Source organism: Mycobacterium hainanense (assembly GCF_041890355.1).
GTDB lineage: Bacteria > Actinomycetota > Actinomycetes > Mycobacteriales > Mycobacteriaceae > Mycobacterium > Mycobacterium hainanense.
Genome location: NZ_CP169059.1, coordinates 3,875,935 through 3,894,571 on the forward strand (window position 1 = coordinate 3,875,935; position 18,637 = coordinate 3,894,571).

Here is an 18,637-nt window from a genome sequence, read left to right on the forward strand (position 1 = left end):
CCGCCGTGGCAACGCCACGCGCGAGAGCATGCTCGAGGCCGCGCTGACGTCGTTGGCCTCCGGTGACCCGGGCTCGGTCTCGGCCAATCGGATCGCCAAGGAAATCGGCGCCACCTGGGGTGCCGTGCAATATCAGTTCGGCGACACCGACGGGTTTTGGGCAGCGGTCTTGCACCGCACCGCCGAGCGGCGGGCCGCGACCTTCTCGACTCTCTCGACGCCGATCTCACCCGACGCGCCCTTGCGTGAGCGGGTCGGCGCGATCATCGACACCCTCTACAACGGACTGGCGTCGGCGGACTCGCGCGCGATCGAGAACCTGCGGGCCGCCCTCCCCCGCGACCCCGGCGAACTCGAGCGCCTGTTCCCGCGCACCGCCGCCGAGCTGTTCTCCTGGGGCAAGAGCTGGCTGGAAACCTGCCAGAACGCGTTCGCCGGCCTGGACGTCGACCCCGACCGCGTGCGCGAGGTGGCGGCGCTGATCCCCGGCGCGATGCGCGGGCTGGTCTCCGAGCGCCAGCTCGGCTCGTACGCCGACCTGGACATGGCGCGGCGCGGGCTGACCAATGCGCTGGCGGCATACCTGGAGCAGTCCAGGCCGTGACCACCGGCGGCGTCACGATCCGCCGAGCCGGACCGGGTGATTTCGCCCCGGTCGCCGAGATGCACTATCCGGTCTGGCGGCAATCGTGGGCCGGCATACTGCCCGACTCCACGCTCGACGTCCTCGGATCGCCGCGCCGCTGGGCCATCCTCGCCTATCCGCGAATCCTGCAACGCCGCCACTGGAGCATGTGGGTCGCCGAATCCGGCTCGGCGACAATCGGTATGACCATCTTCGGCCCCGATCCCGCGAACCCGGAACAGGTGGAACTCGACTCGCTCTACATCGCGGCGCAATCCCAAGGGCGCGGTGTCGGCGCGCAACTGCTCGCCACGGCGCTGCGTGAAAACCCCTCAGGGGACGTCGTCTTGTGGTGCGCTGAGCGCAACACGCGTGCGCGAAAGTTCTACGAGGGCAACGGCTTCCACCTCGACGGACGCACCCTGGATTGGGAGCCGCTGCCCGGCGTCAAGGTTGCCCACCTGGGCTATCGGCTCAGCCGGCGATGACGTGCCGGCGCAGGTCGTACTCGCCGAGATCGGTGCTGGCCAGCATGGCGCGATGTTCGCCCGGCGTGAAGGGCCACACCTCGGGCACCCCGTCCTTGTTCAGATACCAGCTGTCGCAGCCGGTGGTCCACACCGTATCCGGCATCGCGGCGCGCAGCTTGGCGTTGAACCTCTCGGTAGCCGGCCAGGTCGGCTCCACCGTGTCGAATTCGCCACGCCGCCAACGCTGAATCCACCGCAGTATGTGGTCGGACTGCGATTCGGCGACGGTGGTCAGCGCAAGGTTGCCGACCGGGCTGTGCGGCCCCAGCATCATGAAGAAGTTGGGGAAACCCGGCAGCGCCACCGTCCGGTGGGCCCGCGGGCCGTCGCGCCACACGTCGTCGGCGGTGACGCCGTCGCGGCCGACCACTTGCATCGGCCGGAAGAACGCGTGCGTGTCGAACCCGGTGGCGAGCACGATGACGTCCGCCTCGTGCAGTACGCCGTCGTCGGTCACGATGCCGCGCCGCTCCACGCGGTCGATGCCGGCGGTGACCAGTTCGACATCGTCGCGCTGAACGGCGCGGTAAAAGCCGTTGGACATCACCAGCCGTTTGCACATCGGCGTGTAATTCGGGGTCAGGGCCCGCCGCAGCTGGGGGTCGCGGACCTCGCGCAGGCTGGCGCGGCACAACGCCCCCATGATCTTTCGGCGCAGGCCGGGCTTGGTGAGCCCGGCGGCGAAGGTGTCGTAGCCGAAGCTGTAGCACCGGTACGCCAGCCGGTCGAGCCAGCCGAACCGGTTGTGGGTGATGTTGGTGAGCCGGCTGTAGCGGGGGTTGGGCAGGCGAAGCACCCACTGCGCGGTGCGCTGGAAGAGCATGACGCGGCCGGCGACACCGGCCAGGCCGCAGACCAGCTGCACGCCAGTCGATCCGTTGCCCACGATCGCGATCCGGCGGCCGCGAACGTCGACGGAATGGTCCCAGCGCGCCGAGTGAAAGGCGTGGCCGCCGAACTCGCCGAGGCCGGGGATCGACGGCAGGCGGGGATGGTGAAGTACGCCGGTGGCGCAGATCAGAAAGTCGACGGTTGACTCCGCGCCGGCGGCTGTGCGCAGCCGCCAGCGACCCTCCTCGAAACGCGCATAAGAGATTTCGGCGCCGAACCGGATGCGATCGCGCAGGCCGAAGCGGTCGGCGACGTCGCGGAAGTAGGCCTGGATCTCGCCGCCGGGCGAAAACAGGTGCGACCAGTTGGGGTTGTGGGCGAATGTGTACTGGTACACCCGGGACGGAATGTCACAAACCAGGCCGGGATAGGTGTTCTCGCGCCAGGTACCGCCGACCTCGTCGGCCTTTTCGTAGATGGTGACATCGGTTATGCCGCTGCGCAGCAACGCGATTGCGACGCAGAGCCCCGACATGCCCGCTCCGACGACGGCTACGGCGGGATCGCGTCGCATGGTGACCGGCTACTCGGACTCAGCGCGCTGCTTGAGGCGCCGCAAGGTGAGCCGGATGTGTTCGGTGTTGGCCGCCGCCCGATCCGGAACACCGGTGGCCTTACCGGCGATCTTGCGGAACCAGCCGGGTCTGCGGTCCCAGGTGCTTTCGGTGACCCGGCAGCCACCGTCGGCCGCCACGATGTCGTATTGCCAGCGCGCGATCGGCAGCACCAAGTGCCGCACGTCGAAGGCGAACAGCCGCCCCGGTTCCGCGTCGGTGACCGTGCATGTGGTGCTCCAGCGCCGTTTGGCGCTCGCGTTGCGCCCGGTGAACACCGCCCCGGGGCGCGCTGAAATCCCCTTGCGCCATTCCATCGCCACCGTCTCCTCGGCGAACGAGGCCAGGGTGGGCAGGTCGGTGATGAGCCGGTACACCACGTCGGGGCGTGCGTCGACCTGCACGGTTTCCGTCACGCAGCGCTCACTCATGCGCCGATCATAGCCACGGCGCGGGGCGCTTCACCTCGATTGCGGCCCATCCGAACTTTCTCCACACTTGAGGGCGAACCTCCCACAGCAAGGGGTAACCATGCGAGTCGGTGTACCGACCGAGACCAAGGCCAACGAATTCCGGGTGGCGATTACGCCCGCAGGCGTCGCCGAACTGACCCGCCGCGGCCACGACGTGCTCGTCCAGGCGGGCGCCGGGGACGGATCGTCCATTCCCGACGAGGAATTCAAGGCGGCGGGCGCGCAGTTGGCCGACTCGGCCGAGCAGGTGTGGGCCGAAGCCGATCTGCTGCTCAAGGTGAAGGAACCGATCGCGTCCGAGTACGGCCTGCTGCGCCCCGGGCAGGTGTTGTTCACCTACCTGCACCTGGCCGCCTCCCGCGCCTGCACGGAAGCGCTATTGTCCTCCGGCACAACGTCGATCGCCTATGAGACCGTGCAAACCGCCGACGGCGCGCTGCCGTTGCTGGCCCCGATGAGCGAGGTCGCCGGCCGGCTCTCGGCGCAGGCCGGCGCCTACCATCTGATGCGTTCCCACGGCGGCCGCGGGGTGCTGATGGGCGGGGTCCCGGGTGTCAAACCCGCCGACGTGGTGGTGATCGGGGCCGGCACCGCCGGCTACAACGCCGCCCGCGTCGCCAACGGCATGGGCGCAAGCGTAACGGTGCTCGACGTCAACATCGGCAAGCTCCGGCTCCTGGACGCTGAGTTCGGCGGACAGGTCCGCACGCGCTACTCGTCGGCCTACGAGCTCGAGGGCACCGTCACGCGCGCGGACCTGCTCATCGGGGCCGTCCTGCTGCCCGGCGGTAAGGCACCCAAGCTGATCTCTAATTCGCTTGTCGCGCAGATGAAGCCGGGCGCCGTGCTGGTCGACATCTCGATCGACCAAGGTGGCTGCTTCGCCGATTCGCGGCCGACCACCCACGATGACCCGACGTTCGCCGTGCACGACACCCAGTTCTACTGCGTGGCGAACATGCCCAGCGCGGTGCCCAAGACGTCGACCGTGGCGCTGACCAACGCGACGATGCCCTACGCGCTACACCTCGCCGACCGCGGCTGGCAGGCGGCGTGCCGGTCGGATCCCGCTCTGGCCAAAGGACTCTCGACGCACGACGGCGCGCTGCTGTCCGAGCGGGTGGCGGCGGACCTGGGTCTTCCGTTCACCGACCCGGCGAGCCTCCTGGCCTAGTCGGCCTCGACCAGGCTGGCGATGATGTCGGCCGCCGGCCCGGGTTGCGCCTCCTTGAACGACGTTCCGGCCCACAACGGTATGCCGTTGGGGTCCTCCATGGCGGCGGCCGCCTCGCGGATCGGAGAGGTCATCTGGTTCACCTCCGGGTAGCCCAGCGGAGCCACGTTGTCGAGCAGGCGGGTGAAGTTGTTCTCCAGGCCGCGTGCGTAGCGGCCCGAGAAGGCGCGAGTGACGACGGTGGTGCCGAAAATTGGGTTCTTCAGGGCGGTGCGATGCGCGGCGCTGGTGCCCGCCTCGTCGCTGAGCAGCAAAGCGGTGCCGACCTGTACGGCCACTGCGCCGCGGTGCAGCACGGCGGCAACATCCCGGGCGTTGCCCAGGCCGCCCGCCGCGATGATCGGGACGTCATGGGCGTGGCGAATGCGGTCGATCAGGTGGTGCAGCGATTCGTTGCCGGGCTCCATGTCGGGCGCAAACGTGCCCCGGTGCCCGCCCGCGTCCGGACCTTGGACGATCAGGCTGTCCGCGCCGGCGGCGACGGCCACGCCGGCCTCGTACGGCGACGTCACCGTGACCATCACCAGCAGACCCAGGGCGCCCAGCCGCCGGATGACGTCGGGCGGCGGCACCCCGAAGGTGAAGGACACCAGCTCGGGTCGCACGTCGGCCACCACCTCGAGCTTGCGCTCCCAGTCGTCGTCGTCGCCGTAGTGCGGGTGGCCGACCTCGACCTGGTAGTACTCGGCGATCTCCTCGAGCTCTTCGGCGTAGTAGTCCAATGCCATCCAGTCCGCGACGCTGGGTTGGGGCACGAACAGGTTGACGCCCAGCGGGCCGGTGGTCGCAGCGCGGGCGGCGGCGATGTCTTCGGCAAACCGCTCCGCGCTGCGGTGGCCGCCGGGGACGAAGCCGAGCCCACCCGCGTTGGACACCGCCGCGGCCAGCTCGGGCGTGCCCGGTCCGCCGGCCATCGGCGCGCCAACGATGGGCACCATGATGTCCCAAAAGCCCAGTACCACGGGGCTAATTTACCATCGCCCGAAGTTGTTGGGGCAGTGACCGTTTGGAGGGATACGGGCCCAGGACCGCGGCGCCGTACGGCTGGCTGAGCAGCCGGTGGGCCACCGCGTTGACCTCCTCGACGGTCACCTGGTCGATCTGCCGCAGGGTGTGCTCGATGCTGCGGTGCTCGCCGTAGTTCAGTTCATTGCGGCCCAGCCGACTCATCCGGGAGCTGGAATCCTCCAGGCCGAGGACGAGCCCGCCCCGCAGCGACCCCTTGGCGATGCGGCACTCCGCCTCGGTGATGCCGTCGCGGGCCACCGTCTCGAGGACTTCGTTGGTCACCTGCATCACCTCGGCGAACCGCTCGGGCTGGCAGGCGGCATAGACGGAAAGCGCGCCGCTGTCGGCAAAGATGTCCACGGTGGAGTACACCGAGTAGGCCAGCCCGCGTAGTTCCCGAACCTCTTGGAACAGACGGGAACTCAGGCCGCCGCCCAGCGCGCTGTGTAGCACCGACAGCGCCCAGCGGTGCCGCCAGCCACGCCCAGGGGTGCGCACGCCCAGCGAGACGTGGGTCTGCTCGGCATCCCGGTTGCCCAGCATCAGCCCGGGCCGTCCGGTCACCCGTCCTGCGCCCTTGCGCGGGGCGATCGGCCGGCGCCCGCGAACCAGGTGCGGTCCGAAGTGCTCGCGCACCAGCGCGACCACCTCGTCGTGGTCGACATTGCCGGCCACCGCGACCACCATGCGTTCGGGCGTGTAGCGCCGCACGTGGAAGGAGTGCAGCTGGGCCCGGGTCATCGACGACACGGACCGCGCCGTGCCGATCACCGGCCGGCCCACCGGGTGGTTTCCGAACATCGCGCTCAGGAACATGTCGCCCAGCGCGTCCTCGGGGTCGTCGTCGCGCATCGCGATCTCTTCGAGCACCACGTCGCGTTCGAGTTCGACGTCCTCGGTGGCGCAGCGACCGTTGAGCACCACGTCGGCCACCAGGTCGACGGCCAGCTCGAGGTCGCTGTCCAGCACGTGGGCGTAGTAGCAGGTGTGCTCCTTGGCGGTGAAGGCGTTCAGCTCCCCGCCGACGGCGTCCATCGCCTGCGCGATGTCCACGGCGCTGCGCGTCGGCGTCGACTTGAACAACAGATGCTCGAGGAAGTGCGCGGCGCCCGCCACGGTGGCACCCTCGTCGCGCGATCCGACGCCGACCCAGACCCCGACGGAGGCCGAACGCACCGCCGGCAGGTACTCGGTGACGACGCGCAGGCCGCCCGGAAGCGTGCTGCGACGCAGTGCGGTCGAGGTTTCGACCTCAGGGGTGTGCTTGCCGCGGCGTAACGCCGCGGCGCGCTCAGCTGCTGGCGGTCGCGGCATCGGCAGGTGCGGCCGCCGGGGCGTCGGCCGAAGCCGAGCTGTCTTCCTCCACCAGGACCAGAGAGATCTTGCCGCGCTTGTCGATGTCGGCGATCTCGACCCGCAGTTTGTCGCCGACGTTCACGACGTCCTCGACCTTCGCGATGCGCTTGCCCCTGCCCAGCTTGGAGATGTGCACCAGCCCGTCGCGTCCCGGCAGCAGCGACACGAACGCACCGAAATCGGTTGTCTTGACGACGGTTCCCAGGAACCGCTCGCCGACGGTCGGCAGCTGCGGGTTGGCGATGGCGTTGATCCGGTCGATGGCGGCCTGCGCCGAGGGCCCGTCGGTGGCCCCGACGAACACGGTGCCGTCGTCCTCGATGGAGATCTGCGCGCCGGTCTCCTCGGTGATGGCGTTGATGACCTTGCCCTTGGGGCCGATCACCTCACCGATCTTGTCCACCGGGACCTTGATGGTGGTGACCCGGGGCGCGTAGGGGCTCATCTCATCGGGGGCGTCGATGGCCTCGGCCATGACCTCGAGAATCGTCAGGCGAGCGTCCTTGGCCTGCGCCAGCGCACCCGCGAGCACCTGCGAGGGGATCCCGTCCAGCTTGGTGTCCAGCTGCAGCGCGGTGACGTAGTCCTTGGTGCCGGCGCACTTGAAGTCCATGTCGCCGAACGCGTCCTCGGCGCCCAGGATGTCGGTCAGGGTGACGAAGCGGCGTTCGGTCTTGCCGTCAACCTCGACGTCGTCGGAGACCAACCCCATGGCGATGCCGGCGACCGGCGCCTTGAGCGGCACGCCGGCGTTCAGCAGCGCCAGCGTGGAGGCACACACCGATCCCATCGACGTCGAGCCGTTGGAGCCCAGCGCTTCCGACACCTGCCGGATCGCGTACGGGAACTCCTCGACGCTGGGCAGCACCGGGATCAGGGCCCGCTCGGCGAGCGCGCCGTGCCCGATCTCACGCCGCTTGGGCGAACCCACGCGGCCGGTCTCGCCGGTGGAGAACGGCGGGAAGTTGTAGTGGTGCATGTAGCGCTTGGAGGTTTCCGGCCCCAGCGAGTCGATCTGCTGGGCCATCTTGACCATGTCCAGCGTGGTCACGCCCAGGATCTGGGTCTCGCCGCGCTCGAACAGCGCGCTGCCGTGCGCCCGTGGCACCACGGCGACCTCGGCCGACAGCGCGCGGATGTCGGTGATGCCGCGGCCGTCGATGCGGAAGTGGTCGGTCAGGATGCGCTGGCGGACCAGCTTCTTGGTCAGCGAGCGGAACGCGGCGCTGACCTCCTTCTCCCGGCCCTCGTAGGTCTCGGCCAGCCGCGCGACCACCTCGGCCTTCAGCTCGTCGGTGCGCGCGTCGCGCTCGGCCTTGCCGCCGATGGTCAGCGCCTTGGCCAGCTCGTCGGTGGCCAGCGAGGCCACCGCGTAGTAGACGTCTTCCTGGTAGTCCGGGAACGTCGGGTATTCACTGACGGGCTTGGCGGCCGCGTCGGCCAGCTCCTGCTGCGCGGTGCACAGCACGTCGATGAACGGCTTGGCGGCCTCCAGGCCTTCGGCCACCACGGTTTCGGTCGGCGCCTGGGCGCCGCCCTCGACCAACGCGATGACGTGCTCGGTGGCCTCGGCCTCGACCATCATGATCGCGACGTCACCATCCACCTTGCGGCCGGCGACGACCATGTCGAACACGGCGCGCTCGAGCTGCTCGACGGTGGGGAACGCGACCCAGGTGCCGTCGATCAGCGCCACCCGCACGCCCCCGATGGGTCCGGAGAACGGCAGGCCGCTGATCTGGGTGGAGGCCGACGCGGCGTTGATCGCCAGGACGTCGTAGAGGTCGTTGGGGTCAAGGCTCAGGATCGTCACCACGACCTGGATCTCGTTGCGCAGCCCCGACACGAACGACGGGCGCAGCGGCCGGTCGATGAGCCGGCAGGTCAGGATGGCGTCGGTCGAGGGCCGGCCCTCGCGACGGAAGAACGAACCGGGGATGCGGCCGGCGGCATACATCCGCTCCTCGACGTCCACGGTCAGCGGGAAGAAGTCGAAGTGCTCCTTGGGGCTCTTGCTGGCGGTGGTCGCCGACAACAGCATGTTCTCGTCGTCGAGGTAGGCGACGACGGCGCCGGCGGCCTGCTGGGCCAGCCGACCGGTTTCGAAACGGATGGTGCGGGTGCCGAAGCTCCCGTTGTCGATAACGGCGGTTGACTCGAACACGCCTTCTTCAATTTCAGCGACAGACATAGGTGTCCGTACGGCCTCTCTGGGTATTCAGCTTTTTCGCGTCGTCACGCTTGAACCCGAGAGCTTCCTACGAGAGGAAAAAGTCTGGATGCGGCTACGGCCGTCGATCGAAGCGGCCGACCTGCCCCAGATCCGGGGAGCCCGGCAGCCACTACCGAAGACCGCCCGATACAGACCGGGCTGCTCCCGTCATGACACGCTGGAACGGCGCACGCGGATCTGCGAGGCCGCACCGTTCGCTCGGGCCGAACCGGCCCAGAACGCTCCCACTCTACACGGGTGGGCGTAGCGGTCAGTAGGCCCGGGTCAGCGGCGCAGGCCCAGGCGCTCGACCAGCGAGCGGTACCGTTCGACGTCGATCTGGGCGACGTACTTGAGCAGCCGGCGCCGGCGCCCGACCAGCAGCAACAGGCCGCGCCGCGAGTGGTGGTCGTGCTTGTGCACCTTCAGGTGCTCGGTGAGGTCGGCGATGCGCTTGGTCAGCAGCGCGACCTGCGCCTCCGGGGAACCGGTGTCGGTGTCGTGCAGGCCGTAGGTGCCCAGGATTTCCTTTTTTTGCTCGGCGGTCAGCGCCACGAAAACATCTCCATCAATCGGTGCCGCAAAAAATCTGTGCGTGGCCGCCGCGGACTGCAGCACACGCCGTATCGGCTGGCGAGTCTATCAGCGGCGGCGACGTCTACCGAAATCGCAGGCCAAGCGTCCGAGCCCTTGACAACATACAACCATTTGGTTGTAGGTTAGCCGGGTGACCGTAGACCAGGAAGACCGGGTGGACGCAATGTTCCACGCCCTCGCCGACCGAACCCGGCGCGACATCATGCGCCGGACACTGGCCGGGGAGCACTCGGTTTCCGCGCTGGCACTCAAGTACGACATGAGCTTCGCCGCGGTGCAGAAGCACGTCGTCGTGCTGGAAAAGGCTGGCCTGCTCACCAAACGACGAAGCGGCCGCGAGCAGCTGGCCAGCGGTGACGTGGGAGCCGTGCGGTCAGTGGCCGCGATGCTCACCGAGCTCGAATCCCTCTGGCGGGATCGCATCGCCCGTGTCGACGAACTCATCGCATCCGACTCAAAACAGGAGGACTGAACCATGCCCGTGACCGACGTCCAGCACGACCCGGACAACCTGACGCTGACCATCACGGCGGACTTCGCCGCGCCGGTGGCCCGAATCTGGCAGGTGTACGCCGACCCGCGTCAGTTGGAAAAGGTGTGGGGGCCGCCTTCCCACCCGGCGACCGTCGTCGACCACAGCCTCACACCGGGCAGTCGCACAACCTATTTCATGACCGGCCCGGACGGCGAGAAGTACGCCGGGTACTGGGAGATCACGGCCGTGGACGAGCCGACGAGCTTCTCCTTCCTCGACGGCTTCGCCGACCTGGACTTCAACCCGAACCCCGACCTCCCGGTCTCGAGGAATGTCTACACGTTCGCCGAGCACAACGGCGGCACCCGCGCGACCTACGTGAGCACCTACTCCTCCGCCGAGGCGCTTCAGCAGGTGCTGGACATGGGCGTCGTGGAGGGCGCCTCTTCGGCCATCAACCAGATCGACGACCTGGTCGCCGCCTGACGCCGCCTGCCGCCTCCTGCGAATCAGTCCTGGGCCGAGAGGGTGACGCGGGCCCGTTCGGTGTCCTTGCCCATCGCGTCGACGAGGTCCTTCACCGAATCGAACTTGCGCTGCCCGCGGATGCGCGCGACGAAGTCCAACGCCACGTACTGGCCGTAGAGGTCGGCCGTAGTGTCCAGGACGAAGGCCTCGACGGTGCGGGTGCGCCCGGAGAAGGTCGGGTTGGTGCCGACCGACACCGCGGCCTGGTAACGCTCGCCCGGGACGACGGTACCGGTCACCGGACCGTGCCCGAGCACGGTGAACCAGGCGGCGTACACGCCGTCGGCCGGGATCGCCGAATGCATCGGCGGCGCGACATTGGCGGTCGGGAATCCCAGCTCCATGCCCCGCCCCTCGCCCCGCACGACGACGCCCTCGACGCGGTGCGGACGGCCAAGCGCCTCCATGGCCGCCACCACGTCGCCGGCGTCGACGCAGGACCGGATGTAGGTGGACGAGAACGTCACCGTCTCGTTGCTGTGGTGCTCCGAGAGCAGCGACATGGCCTCGACCGCGAAGCCGAACCGGTCCCCCGCCCGCCGCAGCGTCTCGACGTTGCCCGCCGCCTTCTTGCCGAAGGTGAAGTTCTCCCCCACCACGACCTCCACCACGTGCAGGTGCTCCACCAGCAGCTCGTGGACGTAGCGCTCCGGCGTCAGCTTCATGAAATCGCTGGTGAACGGCATCACCAGGAACACGTCGATGCCCATCTCCTCGACCAGCTCGGCGCGCCGCGTCAGCGTCGTGAGCTGCGCCGGATGGCTGCCCGGGTAGACCACTTCCATCGGGTGCGGGTCGAAGGTCATCAGGACGGTCGGGACGTTGCGGGCGCGGCCGGCCTTCACCGCATGCGCGATCAGCTCGGCGTGGCCGCGGTGCACACCATCGAACACACCGATGGTGAGCACGCACCTGCCCCAGTCCGTGGGAATCTCGTCTTGGCCGCGCCACCGCTGCACGACCGCAAGCCTACGGCGCGCGGCCCTCTGCCGGGAGATCCGCCCGCGCGACGGTGGCGAGGAGCACACGATCAGGCTTGGGTTGCCTAAACTCTCTGGTTGTGAAGGCTGACGACGAGCGTGGCGCTCTCACCGCGGTCGGCCAAGATTATTTGAAGGCCATCTGGAACGCGCAGGAATGGTCGGTGGAAAAGGTCAGCACCAAGATGCTGGCCGAGAAGATCGGGGTGTCGGCCAGCACGGCTTCGGAGTCGATCCGCAAACTGGCCGAACAGGGCCTGGTCGACCACGAGAAGTACGGCGCCGTGTCGCTCACCGAGGCGGGCCGGCGGGCGGCGTTGGCGATGGTGCGCCGGCACCGCCTGCTGGAGACGTTCCTGGTCAACGAGCTCGGCTACGGCTGGGACGAGGTGCACGACGAGGCCGAAGTGCTCGAGCACGCGGTGTCGGACCGGCTGGTCGCCCGCATCGACGCCAAGTTGGGCTTTCCGCAGCGCGACCCGCACGGGGATCCCATCCCGGCCTCGGACGGGCAGGTGCCCACGCCGCCGGCGCGTCAGCTCTGGGCGTGCGACGACGGCGACACCGGCACGGTCGCCCGCATCTCCGACGCCGACCCGCAGATGCTGCGTTACTTCGCCGACGTCGGCATCAACCTCGACTCCCAGCTGCGGGTCCTGACCCGCAGGGAATTCGCGGGAATGATCTCGGTCGCGATCGACTCGGGTGATGGCGCCGAGACGACTGTCGACCTGGGCAGCCCGGCCGCGCGGGCGATCTGGGTGGTCGCTTAGCGCGCCGAGCGCTTTGCCCCACAGCGCGCCGAGCGTTTTGCCCCACAGCGCGCCGAGCGTGCATTCACTGCGATTTCTCGGCCGATTTTTCGCGCTGAGTGCACGTTCGGCGTTGGTTCCCTGGCGCGGTCAGCGCTCGGCGCGCTGGTAGGCGGTCACGACGGCCGCGCCCCCCAGACCGATGTTGTGTTGCAGTGCGGCGCTGACGCCCTCGACCTGGCGCTTGTCCGCGGAGCCCCGCAGCTGCCAGGTCAGCTCGGCGCACTGCGCCAGCCCCGTCGCGCCCAGCGGGTGACCTTTCGAGATCAGGCCGCCCGACGGGTTGACCACCCAGCGCCCGCCGTAGGTGGTGTCGCCGTTGTCGATCAGCTTGGGCGCCTCACCCGGGCCGCACAGCCCCAGCGCCTCGTAGAGCAGCAACTCGTTCGCCGAGAAGCAGTCGTGCAGCTCGATCACCTGGAAGTCCTCGGGTCCCAGCCCGGATTGATCGTAAACCTGTTGCGCCGCTTGGACATTCATGTCGTAGCCGATCAGGTTCTTGGCGCTTCCGTCGAAGGTCGACTCGAAATCGGTCGTCATGGCCTGACCGACGATCTCCACGGCCTGGCCGGCCAGCCCGTGGCTGTCCACGAAGCCCTCCGAGGCCAGGATGGCCGCGCCCGAGCCGTCGGAGGTGGGCGAGCACTGCAGCTTGGTCAGCGGGTCGGAGATCATCCGCGCCGCCAGGATGTCGTCGAGCGTGTAGGACTCCTGGAACTGCGCGAACGGGTTGTTGACCGAGTGCTTGTGATTCTTATAGCCAATCTTGGCGAAATGCTCTGCGGTGGTGCCGTATTGGCGCATGTGCTCGCGGCCCGCGGCGCCGAACATCCAGGGCGCCACGGGCATCGCGAACTCGTCGATCTCCGCCATCGCCTTGACGTGCTTGCCCATCGGGGATTCGCGGTCCTGGGCGCCCCCGCTCAGCGACCCGGGTTGCATCTTCTCGAAGCCCAGCGCGATAGCACAGTCGACGATCCCGCCGCGGATGGCCTGGGCCGCCAGGAAAAGCGCGGTGGAGCCGGTCGAACAGTTGTTGTTGACGTTGACGATCGGAATCCCCGTCATGCCCAACTCGTAGAGGGCGCGCTGCCCGGACGTCGAATCGCCGGCGACGTACCCGACATAGCCCTGCTGCACCTCGCGGTAGTCGATGCCCGCGTCGGTCAGCGCGTTGGTTCCGGACTCGCGCGCCATGTCGGGGTAGTCCCAGCCTTCGCGGCGGCCCGGTTTCTCGAATTTGGTCATGCCGACGCCGACGACGTACACCTTGTTGGACATAGCTCGCGCCTTCCGAGCGGTGGAATTTTGACACCTGCCTGTTCGGCAGCTTAGCCGCGCGGGTTGGCGGGCCGGAAGCCCGCTTGCGACGCCGTCACCCCATCCTCTTTCGACCCACTTTGCGTAGGCTCGAACCAGAACCCACGACGAAAGATCACGACCATGAAGGCGACGGTTACTCCCGAGGCCGCCAGCGCGATCGCCGAGATCGCCCAGCGCCATGGGCTCTCTCAAGAAGCGGTGCTTTCGATGCTTGTCGCACTGCGCATCGGGGGCGGCACTATGGCCCAATTCTCCATCCCCGAACTCGGCGGCAACGGGCAATGGATGCGGGGCGGCATGACGATGGTCGGCAACATGTTCGACAACGCGCTCAAGGCCCGCGTCGACGCGCTGTGCAACGAGTTAGCCCACCTGCTGGCCACCACCGCCGTGTTTCCGGCCGCGCCCCCACACTCCCCGGCGGCATTCGCCTCGAACAACTGGTGGCCGGCCGACCTGGGGATACCGAGCTCGGTCGGCGGACAGAACGAGGTGCGCTACGCGTTCTTCCCGGGCACGCGGCGGCTGGCGATCCACATCAACGGCGTCACAAGGGTTTTCGATACCGGCGAACACCAAATCGGTGGTGTGCAACAGCAGCAGGGCGCCGGTTACAGCTCGGTGAGCTTCACCAGCCAGTTCGGCACCTTCGGCGTGTCGAGTCTGCATGAGGTCGGTGGCCACCAGGCGGCGCAGTCCCAAGCGGCGCCACCCGCACAGGGCCACCAAGCGCAATACCAGTCCGGCCCGTCGCCGCAACTTACGCCCGAGGTGCAGCTCCCACCCGAGGCACCGGCAGCCAAACAACCTGCCGGCCCACCGGAGGACTCCCAGGCCATCGTCGCGGCCATCGAGTCACTGGCCGGTTTGCACGAGCGCGGCATCCTGTCCGACGAGGAGTTCGCCGCGAAGAAGGCCGAACTGCTCAGTCGCCTGTGACGCCTCAGAGCGTGGCAGGGCGGATCACCACCACCGACTTGGTCCGTGAGCCCTCGTCGCGCAGCAGCGCGGTCACCCGGCCGCCGACGTCGCAGGCGGCGTAGACGCCCTGGATGCCGGCCGGCGAAAGCGCGCGCCCGTTGGCTGCGGCCTCGACCTCTTCCGCGGTCAGGTCGCGGCGGGGAAAGACCAGCAGGCACGCCTCGTCGAGGGTCAGCGACAGGGCGGGGTGCTCGGCCAGGTCGTCGAGCGAGCGGGCCCGCTCCAGCGTGAAGCGCCCAACCCGCGTGCGCCGCAGGGCGGTCAGATGCCCGCCCACGCCGAGCGCGGCGCCGACGTCGCGGGCCAACGCGCGAACGTAGGTTCCCGACGAGCAGTCGACCTCGACGTCGACGTCGACGACGGCGCCGTCGTGGCGGACGTCGCACACCTCGAACCGGTCGATGCGGACCGGCCGGGCCGCGAGTTCAACGGTCTGGCCCTCGCGAACCAGCCGGTAGGCGCGGCGGCCGTCCACCTTGATGGCGCTGACCGCCGACGGCACCTGGTCGATCTCACCGCGTAGGCCGGCAACCGCGGCCTCGATCTCGCCGCGCGTCAGGTGCGCGGCCGAAACCCTGTGCAGCACTTCCCCTTCGGCGTCCTCGGTGGATGTGGTCTGGCCGAGCCGGATGGTGGCGGCGTACGACTTCGAGGCCGCCGTCAGCAGGCCGAGGATCTTGGTGGCGCGGTCCACGCCGATCACCAGCACGCCGGTGGCCATCGGGTCCAGCGTGCCGGCGTGCCCCACCCTGCGGGTGGCGAAGATGCGTCGACAGCGCCCCACCACGTCGTGGCTGGTCATCCCGGCCGGTTTGTCGACGACGACCAATCCAGGACCGACGGGGCTCGACGTCATAGCACGATGGCGGTCAGCACCAGCCCCCGATCCACCGACCACCGGCCCCTCAGCGCGGTCAACGGTGGGCCGTCGAGTGCCTGCCCGTCGATCAGGATCTTGGACACGAACACCCCGGTGGTCCCGCCGTCGGGCGGGTCGAGGTCGAACACGATGTGGGCGTCCTCAAAACCCAGCCAGCGCTTGGTCAACGGAAACCAGGCTTTGTACGTTGCTTCCTTGGCGCAGAACAGGATTCGATCCCAATGCAGGCCCGCGGGTAACGCCGCCAGCTCGTGGCGCTCCTCGGGCAGGCTGATCGCGTTCAGCACGCCGTCGGGCAACACGTCGTGCGGTTCGGCGTCGATGCCCACCGAGCGCACCGCCCCGGTGCGGCCCACGACCGCGCCGCGGTACCCCGTGCAGTGGGTGAGGCTGCCGACCACGCCGTCGGGCCAGCATGGTTCGCCCTTCTCGCCCTTGAGGATCGGCACCGGCGGCAGGCCCAGCTCGCCCAACGCCACGCGCGCGCAGTGCCTAACGGTGATGAACTCGTTGCGCCGCTTGGGCACCGACTTAGCGATCAGCGGCTCCTCCTCCGGCAGCGGCGCCAGGTCCGGCGGGTCGGAATACAGCTCGCAGTAGGCCAGCCCGGCCATATCGGGCAGTACCGCGGAGACCAGCAACTGCTCGGTCATCGAGACTGCCGCTGCCGCAACCGGTCCCGGAACTGCGCGGCCTGCTGCCGCATCTCGGGAGTGATCTCGAAATGGCCGCCGAAATCGTTGAGGTAGCCCGGCGGGTACTGCGGATCGGGCAGCACCTGGCGCAGCCAGCTGTGCGGCTTGCGGCGCCGCCACTCCCGCGGGTAACCCACCGACACCTCCTCGAAGCGCACGTCGTCGTACCAGGTGGTGCGGGGGATGTGGAGGTGTCCGTAGACGGAGCAGACGGCGTTGTACCGGGTGTGCCAATCGGCGGTTTTGGTGGTTCCGCACCACAGCGAGAATTCGGGATAGAACAGCGCGTCGCAGGGCTCACGCACCAGCGGGAAATGGTTCACCAGCACCGTCGGCGTCATCCAGTCGAGTTGCTCGAGGCGGGCCCGCGTCGCGGCGAGCCGCTCCTGACACCAGGCCTCGCGGGTGGGATACGGCTCCGGCGAGAGCAGGAACTCGTCGGTCGCGACGACGTTGCGCTCCCGCGCGATGGTCAGGCCCTCGGCTTTGCCCGTCGCCCCCTCGGGCAAGAAGCTGTAGTCGTAGAGCAGGAACATCGGCACGATGGTCGCGGGACCGCCGCGCTCGGTCCACACCGGGAAGGGGTGCTCGGGGGTGACGACGCCCATCTCGTCGCACATGTTGACCAGGTAGTCATAGCGGGACTTGCCGAAGATCTGCACGGGGTCGCGCGTCGTGGTCCACAACTCGTGGTTGCCGGGCACCCAGATCACCTTCGCGAAGCGGCGCCGCAGCAGGTCGAGGGCTGAGCGGATCTCGTCGGTGCGCTCGGCGACGTCGCCGGCGACGATCAGCCAATCGTCCGGGGAGGACGGGTGCAGGGATTCGGTGACCGGCTTGTTGCCGAGGTGACCGGTGTGCAGGTCGGAGACGGCCCACAGCGTCGGTTGTCCCCCGTTGGGCGATTCGTGCCCCGCAATTTGACCAGCCACGATTAACCAGCCTAATGACTCGCGGTCCCGCGCCGGCCGGCACGGGCCCTTGCCCGCTGCATTAGAACGTGTTCTTGTTTTCGTGTGGCCTCTCCGACGCGACTTGTACACTCCCGGCAGGAAGCGCCGAGCCGTCAGGGGGTGTCGTGTTCGCCAAGGTGCGTCTGATCGGGGCGGTGGGCGCCCTGGTCGCATCGGCCGTCGCAGGCACGGCGGGGTGGCTGGGGTCCGCGCCGGGGCCCGAGGGCGGCGCCGCGCGCGTCGAGCTGCGCTCGACCGCGGCGCCGATGGAGACCACGATGAAGAGCCCGATCGTGGCGACCACGGACCCGCGCCCCTTCGACGCGTGCGAGGACATCCCGTTCGACGTGATCCAGCGGCTCGGGCTGGGATTCACACCGCCCGAACACGAGGACGGCCTGCGCTGCCACTTCGACGCGGGCAACTATCAGGTGGCCGTCGAGCCGATCATCTGGCGCACCTACGAGGAGACGCTGCCGCCGGACGCCGTCGAGACCACCATCGCGGGCCACCGCGCCGCGCAGTACTGGGTGCTCAAGCCGACCTATCACAACAGCTACTGGTACTACTCCTGCATGACCGTGTTCAAGACCAGCTACGGCGTTCTGCAGCAGGCGCTGTACTACTCAACGGTGTACTCGAACCCCGAGGTGGACTGCATGTCCACCAATCTGCAGCGCGCCAATGACCTGGCGCCTTACTACAAGTTCTAGCCCGACGCTTACCCGAAAACGTCGTTGAGTGTCACGGTTTGCAGGTTGCGACTGGTGATCAGATCGGTCAGCTGGCCGTAGCAGTGGGTGATGGTCGGAAGATTGGCGTGGGTGAGCACGATCTGTTGCGGCTGAAATGATTTCGCGGCGTTGGCGACCAAGTTGGCTTCGTTCTCCGGCGCTGAATCGCCGACGGTGCCGCTCCACATGGTGATCGTGGTGTACCCCTGGTTGGCGGCCACCCGGTCGATGTCGGGATTGTGCGCGCCGAAGGGCGGACGAAAGAACGGGGCGCCGTCGGTACCGAAGGTGTTGCGCAGGAAATCGGCGTTGCGGCGGATCTGATCGTCTACCGCGGCGGAGCTCATCCGGCTCAGGTTGGGGTGCGACCAGGTGTGGTTGGCCACCTGCACCTGACCCGAGTCGACCAGGGGACGCAGCGCCGGCGCGTTAACCGACCAGGACGGGTTGGCGCCGTTGACGAAGAACGTCAGCCGGGTGCCGGTGTCGCGGCAGAACTGTGCGAACGCGCCGACGACCGGCACGCTGGCACCGTCGTCGACGGTCAGGGCCAACTGGTTGCCGTCGCCGGGCAGCCTGGTAAGCACGCCGGTGGGCGGGGGGATCCGGCCGACCGGGATGTTCCACCTGACGGGCACGGCCCTGCTCACCGGCGCGTGGCTTATCGCCGCGACCACACCTCCCGCGATCGCAGCGAGTAGCTTGCGCCGCTCGATGTCTGGCACACCGCAAAAGCTACCCCTCGCGGCAGGCCAGAAAACGTTACGCAGCTTGAACTTTGAGAAAACGGCCGACT

The 18,637-nt window shown here is 68.5% G+C and carries 20 protein-coding genes; 8 read left to right on the plus strand and 12 right to left on the minus strand.

The features are described from left to right. Positions 1-28: 28 nt before the first annotated feature. Entirely contained in the window at positions 29-604 is a 576-nt protein-coding gene (locus ACEL92_RS17945; protein WP_139273184.1) for a TetR/AcrR family transcriptional regulator, read from the plus strand. Continuing rightward, complete coding sequence (locus ACEL92_RS17950) at positions 601-1,113, plus strand: N-acetyltransferase family protein (RefSeq protein ID WP_374022051.1); 513 nt, start codon at positions 601-603, stop codon at positions 1,111-1,113. The genes ACEL92_RS17945 and ACEL92_RS17950 overlap by 4 nt, the downstream gene beginning before the upstream one ends. Here the strand turns inward: ACEL92_RS17950 and ACEL92_RS17955 are convergent. Then, positions 1,100-2,560: a flavin-containing monooxygenase gene (locus ACEL92_RS17955; protein WP_374022052.1), complete on the minus strand. Its 1,461-nt coding sequence runs from the start codon at positions 2,558-2,560 to the stop codon at positions 1,100-1,102. The two genes, ACEL92_RS17950 and ACEL92_RS17955, sit on opposite strands and share 14 nt — an antisense overlap. Positions 2,561-2,569: 9 nt before the next feature. Then, entirely contained in the window at positions 2,570-3,031 is a 462-nt protein-coding gene (locus ACEL92_RS17960) for an SRPBCC family protein (RefSeq protein ID WP_374022053.1), read from the minus strand. Positions 3,032-3,131: 100 nt separating this feature from the next. Here ACEL92_RS17960 and ald point away from each other — a divergent pair, with 100 nt between their 5' ends. Then, positions 3,132-4,247: an alanine dehydrogenase gene (gene ald / locus ACEL92_RS17965; protein WP_374022054.1), complete on the plus strand. Its 1,116-nt coding sequence runs from the start codon at positions 3,132-3,134 to the stop codon at positions 4,245-4,247. Here the strand turns inward: ald and ACEL92_RS17970 are convergent. From ACEL92_RS17970 to rpsO, 4 genes are all read right to left on the minus strand, one after another. After that, a complete protein-coding gene (locus tag ACEL92_RS17970; protein ID WP_374022055.1) occupies positions 4,244-5,269 on the minus strand; it encodes a nitronate monooxygenase in 1,026 nt (341 codons plus the stop codon). The genes ald and ACEL92_RS17970 overlap by 4 nt on opposite strands. A gap of 4 nt (positions 5,270-5,273) precedes the next feature. After that, entirely contained in the window at positions 5,274-6,629 is a 1,356-nt protein-coding gene (locus ACEL92_RS17975; protein ID WP_374022056.1) for a M16 family metallopeptidase, read from the minus strand. Then, a complete protein-coding gene (locus tag ACEL92_RS17980) occupies positions 6,607-8,862 on the minus strand; it encodes a polyribonucleotide nucleotidyltransferase (protein WP_374022057.1) in 2,256 nt (751 codons plus the stop codon). Before ACEL92_RS17980 ends, ACEL92_RS17975 begins: the two co-directional genes overlap by 23 nt. 306 nt (positions 8,863-9,168) lie before the next feature. Then, positions 9,169-9,438, minus strand: a complete 270-nt coding sequence (gene rpsO, locus ACEL92_RS17985) for a 30S ribosomal protein S15 (RefSeq protein ID WP_003878661.1) — start codon at positions 9,436-9,438, stop codon at positions 9,169-9,171. Positions 9,439-9,610: 172 nt separating this feature from the next. Between rpsO and ACEL92_RS17990 the strand changes: the two genes are divergently transcribed. Next, positions 9,611-9,952: an ArsR/SmtB family transcription factor gene (locus ACEL92_RS17990; protein ID WP_374022058.1), complete on the plus strand. Its 342-nt coding sequence runs from the start codon at positions 9,611-9,613 to the stop codon at positions 9,950-9,952. Between the two features lie 3 nt (positions 9,953-9,955). After that, the gene (locus ACEL92_RS17995) at positions 9,956-10,441 is read left to right on the plus strand and encodes an SRPBCC domain-containing protein (protein WP_374022059.1); all 486 of its coding nucleotides are present in this window, start codon (positions 9,956-9,958) and stop codon (positions 10,439-10,441) included. Positions 10,442-10,464: 23 nt separating this feature from the next. Here the strand turns inward: ACEL92_RS17995 and ACEL92_RS18000 are convergent, their stop codons facing one another. Next, positions 10,465-11,442 (minus strand): bifunctional riboflavin kinase/FAD synthetase, encoded by a 978-nt coding sequence (locus tag ACEL92_RS18000; protein WP_374022060.1) that lies wholly within the window; start codon positions 11,440-11,442, stop codon positions 10,465-10,467. A 101-nt stretch (positions 11,443-11,543) separates the two neighbouring features. Here ACEL92_RS18000 and mntR point away from each other — a divergent pair, with 101 nt between their 5' ends. Then, a complete protein-coding gene (mntR, locus tag ACEL92_RS18005; RefSeq protein WP_374022061.1) occupies positions 11,544-12,236 on the plus strand; it encodes a manganese-binding transcriptional regulator MntR in 693 nt (230 codons plus the stop codon). Positions 12,237-12,365: 129 nt separating this feature from the next. Here the strand turns inward: mntR and ACEL92_RS18010 are convergent, their stop codons facing one another. After that, positions 12,366-13,556, minus strand: coding sequence for a lipid-transfer protein (locus tag ACEL92_RS18010; RefSeq protein WP_374022062.1), 1,191 nt, complete (start codon positions 13,554-13,556; stop codon positions 12,366-12,368). A 162-nt stretch (positions 13,557-13,718) separates the two neighbouring features. Here ACEL92_RS18010 and ACEL92_RS18015 point away from each other — a divergent pair, with 162 nt between their 5' ends. Beyond that, complete coding sequence (locus ACEL92_RS18015; RefSeq protein ID WP_374022063.1) at positions 13,719-14,537, plus strand: SHOCT domain-containing protein; 819 nt, start codon at positions 13,719-13,721, stop codon at positions 14,535-14,537. A gap of 4 nt (positions 14,538-14,541) precedes the next feature. Here ACEL92_RS18015 and truB read toward each other — a convergent pair whose 3' ends face one another. Genes truB through ACEL92_RS18030 form a run of 3 tightly spaced genes read right to left on the minus strand, consistent with a single transcriptional unit; the run spans position 14,542 to position 17,074 of the window. After that, positions 14,542-15,435, minus strand: coding sequence for a tRNA pseudouridine(55) synthase TruB (gene truB, locus ACEL92_RS18020; RefSeq protein ID WP_374022064.1), 894 nt, complete (start codon positions 15,433-15,435; stop codon positions 14,542-14,544). Next, positions 15,432-16,112, minus strand: coding sequence for a 4'-phosphopantetheinyl transferase (locus tag ACEL92_RS18025; protein WP_374022065.1), 681 nt, complete (start codon positions 16,110-16,112; stop codon positions 15,432-15,434). The genes truB and ACEL92_RS18025 overlap by 4 nt, the downstream gene beginning before the upstream one ends. Beyond that, the gene (locus tag ACEL92_RS18030; RefSeq protein ID WP_374026263.1) at positions 16,109-17,074 is read right to left on the minus strand and encodes a metallophosphoesterase; all 966 of its coding nucleotides are present in this window, start codon (positions 17,072-17,074) and stop codon (positions 16,109-16,111) included. The genes ACEL92_RS18025 and ACEL92_RS18030 overlap by 4 nt, the downstream gene beginning before the upstream one ends. A gap of 158 nt (positions 17,075-17,232) precedes the next feature. Here ACEL92_RS18030 and ACEL92_RS18035 point away from each other — a divergent pair, with 158 nt between their 5' ends. Further along, positions 17,233-17,820, plus strand: coding sequence for a DUF3558 domain-containing protein (locus ACEL92_RS18035; protein ID WP_374022066.1), 588 nt, complete (start codon positions 17,233-17,235; stop codon positions 17,818-17,820). 8 nt (positions 17,821-17,828) lie between these two features. Here ACEL92_RS18035 and ACEL92_RS18040 read toward each other — a convergent pair whose 3' ends face one another. Further along, positions 17,829-18,566 carry a polysaccharide deacetylase family protein gene (locus tag ACEL92_RS18040; protein ID WP_374022067.1) on the minus strand — a complete coding sequence of 246 codons (738 nt, stop codon included), beginning with the start codon at positions 18,564-18,566 and terminating at the stop codon, positions 17,829-17,831. Positions 18,567-18,637 lie beyond the last annotated feature (71 nt).